Raw genomic sequence first — 16,151 nt, 5'->3', positions numbered from 1 at the left:
ACTCACGGTACTAATCCAGCCCGCAAAGCCCGGACAGCAGCCTGTGTACGGTCAGCAACACAGAGTTTATTTAGAATACCTCGAACATGAGTTTTTACAGTACCGACCGTTAGATAAAGCCTTTTAGCAATTTCTGCATTGTCACAGCCAGCGACAATCAACTCTAAAACATCCATCTCTCTATGAGTTAAAGGATAGGTGACTATACTTTTTTCAACATCTGGGTCAATACCTTCAATCAAAACTCTTTTTCCAGCTGCGCCTCTGTTGCCATCGGGGAAATCTTGACGTATTTGTTGTAGTACAAGGTCTGCGATCGCAGGATCGATCCATGAGCTACCTGCATAGGTTGTTCGTACAGCCTCTACTAGTTTCTCAGTTTCGATATCCTTCATGCAATAAGAATCTGCACCTGCTGCAAATGCTGCTAAAACTGCCTGTTCGCTATTCTGCATCGTTAAAATTAGCAGCTTTGTTGTATAATCTTCATTCTCAGCTTGATATTGCCTAAATGTGCGTGTTAGCTCAATTCCATCCATGTCAGGCAAGCCAATATCAATAGTAGCAACATCGGGCTTGAGAGTTTTCAGAAGCTTGATGCCCTCTGCTGCATTGGCTGCTTCACCAACAATGTTTAACTCTGGATCGGTTTGCAAAGCAGCCCGTAAGCCGATTCTCGTAAGGTTGTGATCTTCAATCACGAGGATCTTGATTTCACTCATAGTTGCTTAATTTTACTGTTATCTATCTAAAGTACAGATTAAAATAATCTCGTTCTTCTATTCGGGATTTTATACAAAAAGCAATGCGTTTGGTGTTATTCCCCTAAGTTCATCTACCATTAGACATAAATAACCTTATCTCGGAAGTTTTTCTAAAGCAAGAGTTTCGATATGGCAATATAATTTGAGCAAAAAATATTTTTATACATTTACTTGAGGATAAATGTTTTATGGTAAACAACTCCCTGAAAATCCCCTAGTTAACAAGCAAGAGTGGGTGACTACTAAATAGTTGCCCTTGCAGTGGCTAGGATGACGCACATAAAAGGGACTAAACTACCTCACCCTAGCATCCAGGCAGAGATATTGGTTGGATAATCGGACAGATAAGATACTTGTAAAAAAGTAATATTCTTTAATAAATACATTTTTTATTAAAGGGGCAGTGTAATTACGTATAATTCTCAGATATTTAATTTGGGAAACTTTAAAGGAAAATGTCAATCCTTAATAATCTCACCGCTGGTAAAGTAAGCTATTACTAGATTTGCTAGGGATAGCCAAGCACTTCTTTTTTTATTTAGCCATGTCTTTAACTAAAACTGTTAAAAAAGATAAAATTCTCGTTGTCGATGATGTTTTTGACAATTTACTGGTATTAGAAGCAGTCCTAGAAGATAAGGACTATGAGATTCACTTGGTAGAAGATAGCAAAATTGCTCTGACTATGGTTGAGGAGTCACCACCAGACATAATTCTGTTAGATGTGATGATGCCGGAGGTAGATGGCTATGAATTTACTCGACGTATCCGACAGAATCCGGCGTTGCCATTTATCCCAATTCTGCTGCTCACGGCTCACTATGAGTCTAGCGTTGTTGAAGGACTTGATGCTGGTGCAGATGACTTTATTCGTAAACCATTCGATCCTGATGAATTACATGCACGAGTGCGATCGCTCCTGCGCCTCAAACATAGTATCGACGAACGAGATCAGATGGCTAACCTGCGGACAGATTTTGTCTCGCGTTTTACTCACGATTTACGCATACCACTGGTAGCCTCCAACCGCGTATTAAAATTATTGCTGTCAGGCAGGTTTTGCGAAGTTTCGCCACAATTGCAAGAAATAATTGATACCATGATTGGCAGCAATCAAGACCTGCTGGAAATGGTAAATACCTTGTTAGAAGTTTATCGTCATGAGGCGGGCTGTAAAACCTTAAAAATTTCTCCCTGCAATATTCAGGAATTAGTTAGTGAAGTTACCCAAGAATTAACTCCCTTAGCCGAAGAAAAAGGATTAGTTGTAAATATTGATAGAGGTGATGCAAGCACCATCATGGGCGATCGCGTAGAACTGCGGCGAGTTTTGACAAATATCATCGGCAATGCCATCAAATTTACAGACAAAGGTTCTGTAGATATTCATAGCCATTTTACTCCAGCAGATGTGACTATTGATATCCAAGATACGGGGCCGGGAATTTCTAAACAAGACCAGGCAATATTATTTGAGCGATTTCGCCAAGGTAAACACCAGCGTTCTGGTAGTGGTTTGGGACTATATCTATCTCGCTGTATTATTGAAGCACATCAAGGCACAATCGATGTGACATCTGAACCAGGGCAGGGTAGTACATTCACTATCCGTCTACCTGTAGCTGGTGAAAACTAAGACACCAGCGATGTCTACGACGGGCTACGCCTACGCAATCTGTGTCAGCTAGTGAGGCGAGTTAGCGATCGCCTACAGTGGGCGGGTACGCCATCGCAACGAGAACACCGCAAGCATTGCGCCTGAAAAAGGTAGCCATTGCAACTAGTCAATTTCAGTTTCAGTAATCATAGTCTTCACCCATCCAATCTGGCTCAATCTCGCCAAAATCAACTGCATCAAGTTTTTTAATCTCAATTTCAACGTCATCCACTTCAACCTCTGCCCCAATTTTGTCCAAACTGCCTACAAATGAAACTAAAATATCTACGTCTAAATTAGTTTGAAGATTTGCACTACCACTTCCAAATGGAACTTCATCCTTATCTATAGAATCGTAAATATAAAACGAAAAGTTACATTCAATGTTGACATCAACGCATAATTTCGATTCAGCCACTAAGCTATCATCATCAAAATTAACTGGTCTAAATATTAAATTCGGAGACTCGAATAAGTTAAATTCAAATCCGTTCAAAGTTACTTCTGTTGAATCCTGTTCATACATATATGAGGAACTCACTTCTGGATAAATTTCAAGATCGCTCATTTGATATTCCAGAGCATTAGAGATAGCTTCTTTTACATTCTCTAGTTCACCTTTTTCATACTTTTCTGATAGATATTTGCAAATATCATCAGCATCTTGAAGCTGAAATAACCCTAAAGCTCCTGCAAAATCATCAATAGCAATCAGCCTGTCAGAGCCTTTAGAAAAACTTTTCCAATCGTTATCAGATGTGACAACAATAATCTTTGTTTGATTTTTATTTGCCCATGTCTCCAATGACATCAGAGCAATGGCATCAGGGAACTCATTTTTCTTTTTTCCTGTTTCCGAGAACGGAGGTCTTGCTTTGAAATATTTTTGTATTAAGTCGCCGACCATCACATAGTTTTGGGCTTCAACTATCTCTAGTGATGTCAACTTCGCAAATTGATTAAATCGCTCAAATACGATTTCCTGGGCTTCGCGCCCACCAAAAACTATTTTTTTTATCTCTTCAATATCCTGATCCTCAACCCGCCAATGATCTCTAGCTTGTTTCAAAGACTTTTCAATTTCCTTTTGTGCATCTCTCGCTTTTCCCATGAGATGCGATAACGTCTCTTCTTTTACTACCTCGGAGAGAATCAGCCTTGTTGAGCTATCTTGAAATTGTTCCAATTGCTTAAGTAATCCTGATTCCAACCTCAAGCCTTGAGCATCAAAAATTGACGTGTCTAAGGTAATAGCCCCAAACTCTCCTGCTCTAACAAAATTTTTAAGTTCATCTAGCTCCATATCTATAACTTATAAGTAATTCATGGAAAACATACCCTTGAACGTCAAGGAAGCTCTTTAGCTTATCTCTTTTACCAATCACCGTGCTGCATAACTATTTATTATACGTAAATTTTCCGTATAATCTTTTTCTGGATAAAGATATATTAAGCATTACAGGCAATTCCTGTCAGAATATACAAAAATTTTCTTGATACAAACTTATTTAGATACTACACAGAATTTTTCCGTATAATCATCCTTCACGGGAGGGTTATATAGAATTTTTCCGTATATCCCTTGGTGTTGTACAGAATTTTCCTCATAACATCCTCAAGGATGTGAAAACGACAATGATTTATACCCATGTTCTTAATCGAGATTGAAAGATTACAGGACTTTGAACGCAGTGGTACGCCAGCGAAGTTTAATATGGAGCAAGTAGTGGAATTATTTGCTCTTGCTAATGTCAACTTCATTATATTTTCTAATTGGTTTTCTTCTGCTTTTGGTAATAGGAATTGCGACTTATTTCCTGACTGCCCGCAAGTATCAATCCTCAGCCACAGTTGCCGATTCCTACGATCAATGGACTGCTGACGGCATCTTAGAGTTTTATTGGGGGGAACACATTCACCTCGGTCATTACGGTTCGCCGCCACGACAGAAGGATTTTTTGGCTGCTAAATCTGACTTTGTACATGAAATGGTTAAATGGGGTGGAATAGAAAAATTACCTCCTGGTACTACCGTTTTAGATGTTGGCTGTGGTATTGGGGGCAGCAGCCGGATTTTAGCGCGAGATTATGGGTTTGCTGTCACAGGGATTACGATTAGCCCTATTCAGGTGAAGCGTGCCCAGGAGTTAACGCCCCAAGAGGTAAACGCCCAGTTTGCGGTCGATGATGCGATGGCATTATCGTTTCCAGATGCCAGTTTTGATGTGGTCTGGTCAATCGAAGCAGGTCCCCACATGCCAGATAAAACCGTTTTTGCTAGAGAATTAATGCGGGTGCTAAAGCCAGGTGGAGTTTTGGTTGTAGCTGACTGGAATCAGAGGGATGACCGCCAAAAGCCGCTAAATTTCTGGGAGAAACCAGTGATGCGACAACTTCTAGATCAGTGGTCTCATCCAGCTTTTTCTAGCATTGAGGGATTCTCTGAGCTTTTAGCAGAAACTTCCTTAGTCGAGGGAGAGGTAATTACGGCAGACTGGACGCAAGAAACGCTTCCTTCTTGGTTAGATTCGCTTTGGCAAGGGGTAGTTCGACCGAGCGGATTTTTGCGTTATGGACTGTCTGGTTTCGTCAAGTCTGTGCGCGAGGTGCCGACGTTTTTGCTGATGCGTTTGGCGTTTGGTGCAGGGCTGTGTCGATTTGGAATGTTCCGCGCTGTACGGGCGAACGGGAATACAGAATTGATGGATAGAAACCTTGCTAAGGGAACTCCTTCAAGCTTGGTTGGGTAGGGATGCCTGCGGCAGGTTGCGCCTACGCATGATGACCAATTTTGAGTTTCCTATTTATTGGTCTTTCCTGCGGCGGCTACTGCTGCGACTGATGACCGGGCTGTGGAGATATAGCCTCAAGTTGTGGCTATATCTGGCAAGGAAGTAAGCAATGACACGGTAGCGTTAAACATTTAGCTTCTGATTTTGTAAAAGAAAACAAGATGCAGAATTTGAGAAAAAGACTGAACTAGTGCTGAACGCGGCTAAACCAACATTATTGCCGCTGTTTATTGAATTCGGGCAGTCGTTTATTGAATTCGGGCAGTCGTTTATTGAATTCGGGCAGTCGTTTATTGAATTCGGGCAGTCGTTTATTGAATTCGGGCAATCGTTTATTGAATTCGGGCAGTCGTTTATTGAATTCGGGCAATCGTTTATTGAATTCGGGCAGTCGTTTATTGAATTCGGGCAATCGTTTATTGAATTCGGGCAACCACCAAGAATTCACGGAAAATAATTTATTGCTAATTTCTCGCCCTCTCTAAAACCGAGAGCATCCCAAATGTGCAAAATGCCCTTAGAGGATGTTTTAAAAGTCCATAATGATGTATAAAATACTTTTTACCCCTCCCTAACCCTCCCCGATATATTGGGGAGGGAACCGGATCTTTCTTGTTTCCCCCCTTCATAAGGGGGGACTAAGGGGGGTAACAACGCAATTAAAATCACAGTTAACCACTTTTCAAACAACCTCTTAGATGTCTACGTAGAATTAATTTTCACTCCTATGTCTATTTATAATTGCGATCGCTATTTTTTCAGTAATGCTGAGTCAAGTAGAAAGTACTCGCTACTTATTGGAGTGAAGAATCCAGAGTACCGAGTAATTGACCCGATTTTTTAACTCAGCACTCTTTATTCATTTATGACTCAACACGAGCGCACTTTTGTGTTAATATGCAAAAGAATCTCGGTTCTAGTGGAGAACAGCCATTAGAGGAAACGGGGAAAGTCTGGTGTAAATCCGGCGCTGTCCCGCAACTGTAATCAAGGCCTGCCTTGTAAGTCAGAATGCCCGCCGAAGTTAACTTGTAAATTTTGTACATCTGCGAGGCACAGATAAGTATTATGAAGATTTCTACAACTACCAGACTTTACATTCTCATAGCCACACATATCAAGACGCTACAGGTTACAGCTTTCTATGAGATGGTCGGTGGTTAATTGTGGGTATAAATTGCGTAGGCGTAGCCCGTCCTAGACATCGTTGGCACTAATTATCTTTGGCGTAACTATTCACGAAAAAGATGGATACGCTTATTTAGCTAATGTTCATGCCGCATAAATTCAATTACCTTCCACATCACCCGCAAATTAGTAGAGAGGGGAAATTCCACATCTCTACAGCATGATATCTGCGGTTGAAACTTCTTTCTTGCGATCGCTCCCTTAATTAACAAACAACATACTTTATATGCAAAAAATTCCCGTCACAGTTATTACAGGATTTCTAGGCGCAGGCAAAACGACGTTAATTCGCCATTTACTGCAAAACAATGAAGGACGACGCATTGCTGTTTTGGTGAATGAATTTGGAGAAATCGGCATTGATGGCGAACTATTGCGTGATTGCCAAGTTTGTGACGATGAAGAAGACCCCAACAGTAATATTGTTGAACTCACCAACGGTTGTCTGTGCTGTACGGTGCAAGAAGAATTCCTCCCAGCAATGCAAGAATTACTGAAGCGACGCGCCAGCCTAGACTGTATGTTGATTGAAACCTCTGGACTAGCATTACCAAAACCATTGGTACAAGCATTTCGTTGGCCGGAGATTCGCACAGGCGCTACAGTTGACAGCGTAATTACTGTGGTGGACTGTGAAGCGTTGGCAACTAATCAATATGTAGGGGATTTAGCAGCTCTCTTAGCACAGCGACAAGCCGACTCTAGCATAGAACACGAAACACCGATTGAGGAACTATTTGAAGATCAGCTGGCTTGTGCTGATCTAGTATTGCTGACTAAGAGCGATCGCGTTGATTCCCAAACGCAAGTTAGAGTGCAGGATTGGCTAAAGCAGAACTTATCTCCTGGTGTAAAAGTTATTCCTTGCCAGGACGGTAAAATCAGTAGCAATTTGTTACTCGGTTTCAACGCTGCGGTAGAAGATAACTTAGATAGTCGTCCCAGTCACCACGACAACGAAGCCGAACACGAACATGATGAAGGGATTAATGCAGTGCAACTACTGCTAGACCAAGCATTTGAGCCTGCTGTCTTGGTTAAACGCTTGCAAACATTGGTACAACAGCAAGAAATTTATCGAATTAAGGGATTCGTAGCAGTTCCGAATAAAGCCATGCGTCTGGTATTACAGGGTGTTGGTAATCGATTTGACTACTTTTATGACCGGACTTGGCAACCCCAGGAACCCCGTCAAACGCGATTAGTGTTGATTGGACGGGAGCTTGAGCAGGTTCGCATTGAGTCAATTGTCTTGGGGGAGGAAATGAATGCGACCTTCTAATAGTGTTTGGCAAGGAAATTTTGGTTACTGGCAAAACAGCTTTATCCATAACAATATACTGGTAATCGGTTACACAGGATGGAAGGGATTTCAGTTATTTGGGCGGGGAGTGGTTATTTGTGATGTGAATACTCAAGTTACTCACCCGACAATTACAAGTTTTGATACAGTTCCCTTCACCCTCCAATTTCTGCCTTCTGATCTGATTATGTTTTACTTGCGATCGTTTCAAGATTGCGGAGCTATATCGCAATCAATCTGCTCATCCATGATTTCATCAATTTTCCCAGCGATCGCAACATACAATCCCCATCAAGATATTCTTCTGGTGCTAAAGGCTGAACCTCAGATTGAGGTTAATTTCTTACATCAACTAAAAATTACTCCACCCGATTGCTACGAACAAGTTTGCAACCGTTGGTCAGAATTTCAACCAAGCTTAATGCCCTAAAACTTACTTTATTTGCCAATGCTCAAACCTACTCGCTACCAAAATGTGGCGATCGCACTTCCACCGACTTTTCTATTAATACAAAAATAGTTACTTACGACGATAGTATTAGTCAAGGGGCGCTATTTGCTAGATATGAAATTAACTTTACGCCTGGTTTCACTGCCAACTTAGGTTTACGCCAAGATTTTAGCGTTTATTTAGGTTTCCTTGTTTTAAATCTGTTGCTTTATTGAAAGTGAATTAGTATTAAGAATTTGCTGAACTTGCCAGAGCGATCGCTATCAATCCTTGCTTCACCTGTAACTCTATCAACCCGTACAAGCGATATACTTCAGGACTTACGCAAAAATTGCTAAAAAGCTTAATTTATCGAACCGCCAAGACGCCAAGAGCGCCAAGAATTCGTAGAGTGTGCGTGAGTCCTATACTTCTTAAAAATTTGTTGCTTTTGCAGATAGCACGCTTCAAAATATGCTCCAATGCAGAGGTCGGTTCTGATGGGGAGCAGCCATTAGACGCAAGGGGGAAAGTCCGGTGTAAATCCGACGCTGTCCCGCAACTGTGAAGAGGCTTTAGTCTTTGAGTCAGGATGCCCGCCGATGGTTAACTTACTGTTCACACCATCTGCGAGGTACGGATGATGGCTATAGTTGCGCGGCTTTTTCGTAATAGAAAGCTGGTTTTTCGTATTGCTGTAAGCGCGAGTCAATTCTTATTAATTGTCACTTTTATCATTGCTTGTCATAGTACAGCAATCAACACATCTACAAATAATATCAATAATTGTATTCAAAAATACGAGCAAAATACTGATTACTTCCCAACTAAAATCAAAATTACTCATGCCACAGGCTTGGCAGTAGAATATCACAAACATTACAAAATAGTCACCATCAAAAATCCTTGGCAAAATGTTAAGACAGGTTTTCAATATGTTCTAGTTCAATGTGGAACTCCGACGCCACAAGGATTTAATCAAACACAGGTAATTACAGTACCAGTAAATTCTATAGTCTCTCTTTCTACTACTCATTTACCGCACTTAGCAAAGTTAGGAGTAGTTGATAAATTGATTGGCGTTAGTAATAGTAAGCAAGTAAATACTCCTGATGTGGTAGAAAGAATCAAAGCTGGGAAAGTATCACAAATAGGTAAGAATGACAATGTGGATATAGAGAAATTATTAGAATTAAATCCTGACTTGGTAACAACTTATGGTACTGGAAATTCCCAAACTGATAGCTATGCCAAACTCACAGAGGCAGGTTTGAAAGTGGCGATAAATGCCGAATATATGGAAGACACACCATTGGGAAGAAGTGAATGGTTGAAATTTACGGCTTTATTTTTTAATAAAGAAGAACAAGCAGAAAAAATATTCAATGAAATTGCTTATAAATATAAACAAATAGCTCAAAAAGCTAAATCTGCAAAGAATCGCCCGACTGTATTTGTTGGATTTAACTTTAAAGGAACTTGGTATATGCCTGGAGGCAAAAGTTACGTAGCAAAATATCTGGCTGACGCAGGAGCAAACTACCTGTGGAGTAATGATAAATCATCTGGTAGTTTACCTTTATCTTTTGAAGTCGTTTTGGAACGTGCAGCCAATGCTGACTACTGGTTGAATTTTAGCCAATCTTGGAATAATTTAAAAGATTTAGTTGCTGAAGATAATCGTTATGCTGATTTTAAGGCTGTGAAACAGGGAAATCTTTATAATAATAATGCCCGTGTCAATGAAAATGGGGGTAATGATTACTGGGAAGATGGTATTAGTAACCCAGATGTTGTTTTATCTGACTTACTTAAGATACTGCATTCAGATATATTACCTAATCATCAACTATTTTATTATCGTAAACTTATTTAATAATGTTAATTAAAAAAACTAAATTTACAATTACCTTATTAAGCCAAAAAGCTCTGACTCTAAAAAGTATTCTGTTCTCAAGTTTGCTAATAGGTTTAATATTTGCCTTTTTATTAGACTTAGCTTTAGGCTCAGTTGATATTCCTATTAATGAAGTAGTCAAAGTTTTGCTAGGACAAAAAATAGAAAAAGCGACATGGGCTAATATTATTCTCAAATTTCGTTTACCTAAAGCTTTAACTGCAACTTTATCCGGTGCAGCTTTAGGTGTGAGTGGCTTGCAAATGCAAACTTTATTTAGAAATCCCTTAGCAGGGCCTTTTGTATTAGGTATTAGTTCTGGTGCAAGTTTAGGTGTAGCGTTAGTTCTGCTGACAGCAAGTGCTACGACACCAACATTATTAGCAGATTTGGGAATAATTAGTGATTTTGGTTTAGTCATAGCTGCAAGTCTCGGTGCAGCATCAGTTTTAGGAATGATGTTAGTTGTTTCTCGCCGAGTGCAAGACACAATGACGCTACTGATTTTAGGTTTATTGTTTGGCTATGCTACGAGTGCAATTGTCAGTATACTGCTCCAATTTAGTTCAAAAGAACGTATTCAAAGTTATATTATGTGGACTTTTGGTAGTTTTGCTGGGGTGACTTGGAGACAGTTAGTTGTTTTAATTCCAGTTATACTTTTAAGTTTATTTTTAGCAGTATTGCAATCAAAATCTTTAAATGCACTTTTACTTGGTGAATCTTATGCACGTAGTCTAGGTTTAACGGTGCAAAAAACCAGATTTTCTATTATTACTAGTGCATCTATATTAGCAGGTGGAATTACCGCTTTTTGTGGCCCTATAGCATTTTTAGGTGTGGCAATTCCCCATCTGTGTCGTAGTCTGTTCAATACTTCCGATCATCGAATATTAATCCCTAGTGTAATAATCATGGGTGCAATATTAGCGCTAATTGCAGATTTGTTTTCCCAACTTTGGGTAAGTCAGATAGTTTTACCTTTAAATGCTGTCACCGCTTTAATTGGAACTCCTGTTGTCACTTGGGTAATTCTGCGGCGTAATTCCCAAAAATCTTTTCCCTCATGAATGATGCGATTTTAACAACTGACAACTTGACTATTGGTTACAAGACATCCCGAAAAACTGTTCGGTGTGTTGCATCGGATATCTCTGTATCTCTCTTAGCTGGAGAACTAGTTTGCTTACTTGGCCCCAACGGTGCAGGTAAATCTACATTACTGCGATCGCTTGCCGGAATGCAACCACCAATTGCAGGCGAAGTGCGACTCTTGGGAGATAATGTCTACAAATTAGCACCACAAGACTTAGCTAAACGTCTGAGTTTGGTACTGACTGAGAAAGTTGATGTGGGAATGCTATCAGCCTACACCTTGGTGAGTTTGGGGCGATATCCTTACACTGACTGGTGGGGAAATTTGACACCCCAAGATGAAGCTATAGTCAATTGGGCAATTAAATCTGTAGGAGCAGTACACTTAGCACAACGCCAAGTTAGCGAATTAAGTGATGGTGAACGTCAAAAAATTATGATTGCGCGTGCTTTGGCTCAATCACCTATTGTTATGTTACTTGATGAGCCAACAGCATTTCTCGATTTACCGCGACGGGTAGAAATTATGCAATTGTTGCGCCAGTTAGTACGGGAAACTAATCAAGCAATTCTCCTTTCTACCCATGATTTAGATTTAGCTTTGCGGATTGCAGATAAAGTTTGGCTATTATCAACTAATGGTCTTTTACACGTTGGGGCACCGGAAGATTTGGTATTGAATGGTGCATTTGCTGATACTTTCCATAGTGAAGGTGTAGAGTTTGATGTTGCTTCTGGTGAATTTCATCTCCATACATCCTACAAAGGAGAAATTAATTTAATAGGTGAGGGGATTGCGTCTGTGTGGACTATTCGTGCTTTAAAACGTGCAGGCTTCCAAGTTAATCAAAATAACAATAGCTTACCAATCTCAGTAAAAGTGATAACAAAATCTAAACAAGTTTTGTGGAAAATCACAAACAACCAGAGTGTATACACTCATGATTCGTTGTATGAAATGATTAAATTTTTGGATTGTTTATAGAAATGCTGTCCCATAAACGTTATCAAAATTTGTACTAGTGGATGGCTATAAAAGGAAGTAGCAAGAGTAGTAAATGCACAAATAAGTTTATGTTATAATGGTAATCATTGCAGTTGATTAGTTATTGCTTGCTAAAAAAGCGTTGCAATGTTTATATATTACTTTTAGACAAGTTTTAATTCTGTTTCGGAGTCTGTTCTAAAATGTAACCCAAATCATACCGGACTTGATTACCTAGAATCACCAGACTTCCACTTTCTCACGCGGGAATCTCTGGGCAGTGTGCTTTTGGCTAAGGGTGATTATAGAGAGTTTAAAAAAGTATCCCCATAATGGGCATTCTCTATTTGGCTTGCAGGCACTAGGCAAACATGAGGCCGTTCAAGTTGTCAAAGCCGAATTGGAAACAGCTTGGAAAGGTGATGATAAGGAGACATAGCCAAAATGTCATAAAAAAATTAAAAACCATCGTTTGCGTAACCGCGGCCATAGGAGAAGTTCAACCCTTAGCCTCTCACGCCACTTGCTCCCCAACTTTTGGACGATGCTCCTTCAAGTTGGGAGAAGACCGCAGTTGCTTTCATAGCTGGTTATCCAAAGAAGTACAAGCCGACATAGCCTTTATTTGTTGCCTGACTTTGCCTTTCATATTAAAATTTGGAAGTAATGCTTTATGGTTAATGCAGTCAAACGTTCAATTCGGATATTAAAGATGCGCCCCTCCATGTCTGATTTCCTTTATCACCCTACAGAATTTATCTTCTTGCATTTCCAAACCTTTTTTGCAATGGGCTGTACTTAGGGTAGGTGGGGGGAGGCGATCGCGTAGGTGCGATCGCATCACTGATTAACTATCTACTGGATGCAGAGAGCTGGCTCCTATGTCATCCTAGATTTAGGAGAGTTAATTCGGTGATGTCTTTGATTTTAGTATTGAAGGGCTTTTTCCTTTTAGTATTTACAGACTTCTCAGAGAAATTAAAATCTCTACACAGTGATGATTTTGGAGAGAATCGATGTCAATTTATGTAGGTAACCTCTCTTATGACGTTACACAAGAGGATTTAAGTGGTATTTTTGCAGAATATGGTACTGTAAAGCGGGTTCAAGTACCTACTGACCGTGAAACTGGTCGTCCACGAGGCTTTGCTTTTGTGGAAATGGGAACTGAAGCCGAAGAAACAGCTGCCATTGAAGCTCTAGACGGTGCTGAGTGGATGGGTCGTGACCTGAAAGTGAATAAGGCTAAACCTAAAGAAGACAGAGGTGATAGAGGTTCCTTTGGTGGTAACCGAGGAGGATACGGCGGTGGCGGTGGCGGACGCTCCCGCTACTAACCTTGGAAAAAAATTTACCAAGAGTCTTAAGGTCAGACAAAGAGTCTGTCTTTTTTTTGTACTGCTACTGCCTGCATAGCTATTGATGAAGTCAACTTAGTAGGAGAAATAATGACCCAAGTAATTGTAGGTGACAATGAACACATCGAGTCAGCCTTACGACGATTTAAGCGAGAAGTTTCCAAGGCTGGAATTTTTCCAGACATGAGAAAACATCGTCATTTTGAAACGCCCTTAGAAAAACGCAAGCGCAAAGAAGTTGCCAAACACAGGCAAAGTAAGAGAAGTTTTCGTAATTAAGGACTGACATACATATAAACGAATCCCCTCATAAAATCTATGAGGGTTTTCTTTTTGCCTATTTTAAAATCAGGAAACCTAAAGAAACGCTAAAATCAAGTCAGCCTTTGTATTGTAGCGGTTGTGTCCCACATCACTCAGAGTGCGGTTCACTGCATAAATCCTGATTGTCAACGTCCTTATCCTCAGCCTTGGGGAAACAAATTTTGTAACAGCTGTGGCGCACCGCTAGAGTTGTTAGACCGCTATGTTCCACTTCAGCCTTTAGGGTCGGGAGGATTTGCTCAAATTTACACGGTTTGGGATGAAAAAACTCAAACCGAAAAAGTGCTAAAAGTGTTGGTAGAAGATTCACCAAAGGCACTGGAATTATTTACCCAAGAGGCGGCAGTTTTATCTAGCTTGCAGCATCCAGGCGTCCCCAAAGTTGATGCCGATGGGTATTTTCACGTAAAATTGTTTAATCCCAAACCACACCAACTGCCTTGTTTGGTAATGGAAAAAATCAATGGGCGGACTTTAGAGGAGATATTAAAAAAGTTTCCCCAAGGGTGTCCAGAGGATTTGGTTTTAAACTGGTTCGCCCAAGCTGTACAGATTTTACAGGAATTACATAAACGTCAGATTATTCACCGCGATATCAAACCTTCTAATTTAATGTTGGATTCGCCATCTGTAACCCCGCTTCAAGAGCAAATAGAGGGCGATCGCGTGGTACTAATTGATTTTGGAGGAGCAAAACAGTTTAGCGCCTCTAAGCTACGTTCTCACTCTAGTTCCACCCGATTATTTTCTTCTGGCTACAGTCCACCAGAACAAGTGACTGGAGGTATTGTCGGGCCAAGTGCTGATTTTTATGCCCTCGGTCGAACGGTGATTGAACTATTAACAGGCAAATATCCGTTAGAGTTGGAAGATCAGCAAACAGGGAAATTGCGCTGGCGAACTGCGGTAAATGTCAACCCGCAACTAGCTTCTTTGCTTGATGAAATGGTGCAGGAGGATGTGCGATCGCGTCCAGCAAATGCAGCTATGATTCAAAGACGGTTGGCGAAGATTTCTCGACCATTACCGCCGTCAGGGTTATTTTTCCAACTACGGGATAACGTTAAGCAAGCCTCAACGCAAGCTTCCCAGAGATTTAGATTACTAACACAAGCTATTAAACAAGCTTTAGCTAACTTTAGCCAAGCTGTAACTAAAACCGTTATTTTTATTGCTCAGGCAATCATCAAAACTTTCCAAGCTTGTTTAGCGACGATTTGGGCGATGATCCTGACTAGTATCGGCGCTTGTTTTGGTGCGATCGCTGGTTTTATTTTGGCATATCGCACCAGCTTAGGTCGTCAGGTTGTGGAATTGATTTTGAGTCAGCTAAACCAATTAGTGCCAAATACTCAACCAGTCTTCGGGGCAGATATTTTGGTGTTCATCGCAGCAGGCTGGGGAACCGCATGGGGACTAACAGTATCTGGGTGTTTTGGTCAACGGCGGCGCTTTTTAGTGGCGTCGCTGATGGGCATGATTAGCTATGGCTTTGGCTGGTTGATTTTGCAATTAATCACACCAAAAGACAGCGGCGAGGGCTTAGTGGCAGTAATTTTAGTGGCAGTTTGCCTACTCACCTTGAGTTTAGGTCTTCGCAGCCATCACATAGTGTACGCTGTGTTCGCTGCCTTTGGCAGTGCGATCGCCTATGCAGTTTTGATTCTTTTGAAGTTAGCACCATCGATCTTCCAATTTTCTAGTCAACCAGCCTGGTCAGAGTTATACTTACCTCTGACTTTTTTTGGTTCTGTGGGCTTCTTGATCAGCTTCTGGTTAGGAGTGAGTTACTACCTAATTGTGCCTGGATTGCGCCTTTTAGGATGGCGGTGAAGAAGGCAGGGGCACAAGGGCAGGGGAGGATGAGGGAGATGAGGGAAATGAGGGAGAAATAATCAATACCCAATGCCCAATGCCCAATGCCCCATGCCCAATACCTAAAAACAAGATCCCCCTAGTCGCGTTTTTCATCGAGCTAGGGGGATCACATAAGTGGTAGTCTATAAAAGGTTCGGTATACTTGCTTACGATTCGATTCTATAATTTCTATTTCAGTTTGAGTAGTCTTACCATTAGAATTTATATTATTTTCACAGCTTCTTAATCAATGCTTCACCTCATGCCCAATACCTAAAAACAAGATCCCCCTAGTCGCATTTTTCATCGAGCTAGGGGGATCACATAAGTGGTAGTCTATAAAAGGTTCGGTATAGTTGCTTACGATTCGATTCTATAATCTATATTTCAGTTTGAGTAGTCTTACCATCAGAATTTATACTATTTTCACAGGTTCTTAATCAATGCTTCATCCCTGTTGTTCTTTTGGGAAGCATATTATTAAGTATGACAGTATGCAAT

The 16,151-nt window shown here is 40.6% G+C and carries 14 protein-coding genes and 2 riboswitches; of the genes, 12 read left to right on the top strand and 2 right to left on the bottom strand.

The window, feature by feature from the left end; all coding sequences use genetic code 11:
• Window positions 1–2: 2 nt before the first annotated feature.
• Window positions 3–722 (bottom strand): response regulator transcription factor, encoded by a 720-nt coding sequence (locus V7K35_RS21230; protein ID WP_335081326.1) that lies wholly within the window; start codon window positions 720–722, stop codon window positions 3–5.
• Between the two features lie 586 nt (window positions 723–1,308).
• On the opposite strand from V7K35_RS21230, the gene V7K35_RS21225 reads away from it, so the two are divergent.
• Window positions 1,309–2,400, top strand: a complete 1,092-nt coding sequence (locus tag V7K35_RS21225; RefSeq protein ID WP_335081324.1) for a hybrid sensor histidine kinase/response regulator — start codon at window positions 1,309–1,311, stop codon at window positions 2,398–2,400.
• 160 nt (window positions 2,401–2,560) lie between these two features.
• Here the strand turns inward: V7K35_RS21225 and V7K35_RS21220 are convergent, their stop codons facing one another.
• Window positions 2,561–3,724: a PIN domain-containing protein gene (locus V7K35_RS21220; RefSeq protein WP_335081322.1), complete on the bottom strand. Its 1,164-nt coding sequence runs from the start codon at window positions 3,722–3,724 to the stop codon at window positions 2,561–2,563.
• 445 nt (window positions 3,725–4,169) lie between these two features.
• Between V7K35_RS21220 and V7K35_RS21215 the strand changes: the two genes are divergently transcribed.
• From V7K35_RS21215 to V7K35_RS21165, 11 genes are all read left to right on the top strand, one after another.
• A complete protein-coding gene (locus V7K35_RS21215) occupies window positions 4,170–5,171 on the top strand; it encodes a methyltransferase domain-containing protein (RefSeq protein ID WP_335081319.1) in 1,002 nt (333 codons plus the stop codon).
• Between the two features lie 232 nt (window positions 5,172–5,403).
• Window positions 5,404–5,670 (top strand): hypothetical protein, encoded by a 267-nt coding sequence (locus V7K35_RS21210; protein ID WP_335081317.1) that lies wholly within the window; start codon window positions 5,404–5,406, stop codon window positions 5,668–5,670.
• A 437-nt stretch (window positions 5,671–6,107) separates the two neighbouring features.
• A riboswitch (cobalamin riboswitch) is annotated at window positions 6,108–6,250 on the top strand.
• Between the two features lie 377 nt (window positions 6,251–6,627).
• Window positions 6,628–7,683 carry a cobalamin biosynthesis protein CobW gene (gene cobW / locus V7K35_RS21205; protein WP_335081315.1) on the top strand — a complete coding sequence of 352 codons (1,056 nt, stop codon included), beginning with the start codon at window positions 6,628–6,630 and terminating at the stop codon, window positions 7,681–7,683.
• Window positions 7,670–8,134, top strand: a complete 465-nt coding sequence (locus tag V7K35_RS21200) for a hypothetical protein (RefSeq protein WP_335081313.1) — start codon at window positions 7,670–7,672, stop codon at window positions 8,132–8,134. The genes cobW and V7K35_RS21200 overlap by 14 nt, the downstream gene beginning before the upstream one ends.
• Window positions 8,101–8,370: a hypothetical protein gene (locus V7K35_RS21195; RefSeq protein WP_335081311.1), complete on the top strand. Its 270-nt coding sequence runs from the start codon at window positions 8,101–8,103 to the stop codon at window positions 8,368–8,370. The genes V7K35_RS21200 and V7K35_RS21195 overlap by 34 nt, the downstream gene beginning before the upstream one ends.
• Window positions 8,371–8,609: 239 nt before the next feature.
• Window positions 8,610–8,752: riboswitch (cobalamin riboswitch) on the top strand.
• Window positions 8,753–8,774: 22 nt separating this feature from the next.
• Complete coding sequence (locus tag V7K35_RS21190; protein WP_442939750.1) at window positions 8,775–10,010, top strand: ABC transporter substrate-binding protein; 1,236 nt, start codon at window positions 8,775–8,777, stop codon at window positions 10,008–10,010.
• 2 nt (window positions 10,011–10,012) lie between these two features.
• Window positions 10,013–11,101 (top strand): iron ABC transporter permease, encoded by a 1,089-nt coding sequence (locus V7K35_RS21185; protein ID WP_335081309.1) that lies wholly within the window; start codon window positions 10,013–10,015, stop codon window positions 11,099–11,101.
• Window positions 11,098–12,111, top strand: a complete 1,014-nt coding sequence (locus V7K35_RS21180) for an ABC transporter ATP-binding protein (protein WP_335081307.1) — start codon at window positions 11,098–11,100, stop codon at window positions 12,109–12,111. Before V7K35_RS21185 ends, V7K35_RS21180 begins: the two co-directional genes overlap by 4 nt.
• 1,016 nt (window positions 12,112–13,127) lie before the next feature.
• Entirely contained in the window at window positions 13,128–13,448 is a 321-nt protein-coding gene (locus V7K35_RS21175) for an RNA recognition motif domain-containing protein (RefSeq protein ID WP_273762368.1), read from the top strand.
• A 111-nt stretch (window positions 13,449–13,559) separates the two neighbouring features.
• A complete protein-coding gene (rpsU, locus tag V7K35_RS21170; protein ID WP_012407716.1) occupies window positions 13,560–13,748 on the top strand; it encodes a 30S ribosomal protein S21 in 189 nt (62 codons plus the stop codon).
• Window positions 13,749–13,871: 123 nt separating this feature from the next.
• On the top strand, window positions 13,872–15,626 hold the full coding sequence (locus V7K35_RS21165) for a serine/threonine protein kinase (protein ID WP_335081305.1): 1,755 nt from the start codon (window positions 13,872–13,874) through the stop codon (window positions 15,624–15,626).
• Window positions 15,627–16,151: the final 525 nt, after the last annotated feature.

The sequence above is a fragment of the Nostoc sp. genome, from assembly GCF_036917275.1.
In the GTDB taxonomy this organism is placed as follows: domain Bacteria; phylum Cyanobacteriota; class Cyanobacteriia; order Cyanobacteriales; family Nostocaceae; genus Nostoc.
The sequence above is the reverse complement of the archived record's forward strand: the minus strand, read 5'-3'. Positions and strand labels throughout refer to the sequence as shown.

Excerpts from the sequence above, each read along its gene's own strand:
- V7K35_RS21225 (WP_335081324.1), top strand. The coding sequence starts at position 1,309 with ATGTCTTTAACTAAAACTGTTAAAAAAGATAAAATTCTCGTTGTCGAT.
- V7K35_RS21185 (WP_335081309.1), top strand. The coding sequence starts at position 10,013 with ATGTTAATTAAAAAAACTAAATTTACAATTACCTTATTAAGCCAAAAA.
- cobW (WP_335081315.1), top strand. The coding sequence starts at position 6,628 with ATGCAAAAAATTCCCGTCACAGTTATTACAGGATTTCTAGGCGCAGGC.
- V7K35_RS21230 (WP_335081326.1), bottom strand. The coding sequence starts at position 722 with ATGAGTGAAATCAAGATCCTCGTGATTGAAGATCACAACCTTACGAGA.
- rpsU (WP_012407716.1), top strand. The coding sequence starts at position 13,560 with ATGACCCAAGTAATTGTAGGTGACAATGAACACATCGAGTCAGCCTTA.
- V7K35_RS21215 (WP_335081319.1), top strand. The coding sequence starts at position 4,170 with ATGTCAACTTCATTATATTTTCTAATTGGTTTTCTTCTGCTTTTGGTA.
- V7K35_RS21190 (WP_442939750.1), top strand. The coding sequence starts at position 8,775 with ATGATGGCTATAGTTGCGCGGCTTTTTCGTAATAGAAAGCTGGTTTTT.
- V7K35_RS21200 (WP_335081313.1), top strand. The coding sequence starts at position 7,670 with ATGCGACCTTCTAATAGTGTTTGGCAAGGAAATTTTGGTTACTGGCAA.
- V7K35_RS21175 (WP_273762368.1), top strand. The coding sequence starts at position 13,128 with ATGTCAATTTATGTAGGTAACCTCTCTTATGACGTTACACAAGAGGAT.
- V7K35_RS21220 (WP_335081322.1), bottom strand. The coding sequence starts at position 3,724 with ATGGAGCTAGATGAACTTAAAAATTTTGTTAGAGCAGGAGAGTTTGGG.
- V7K35_RS21180 (WP_335081307.1), top strand. The coding sequence starts at position 11,098 with ATGAATGATGCGATTTTAACAACTGACAACTTGACTATTGGTTACAAG.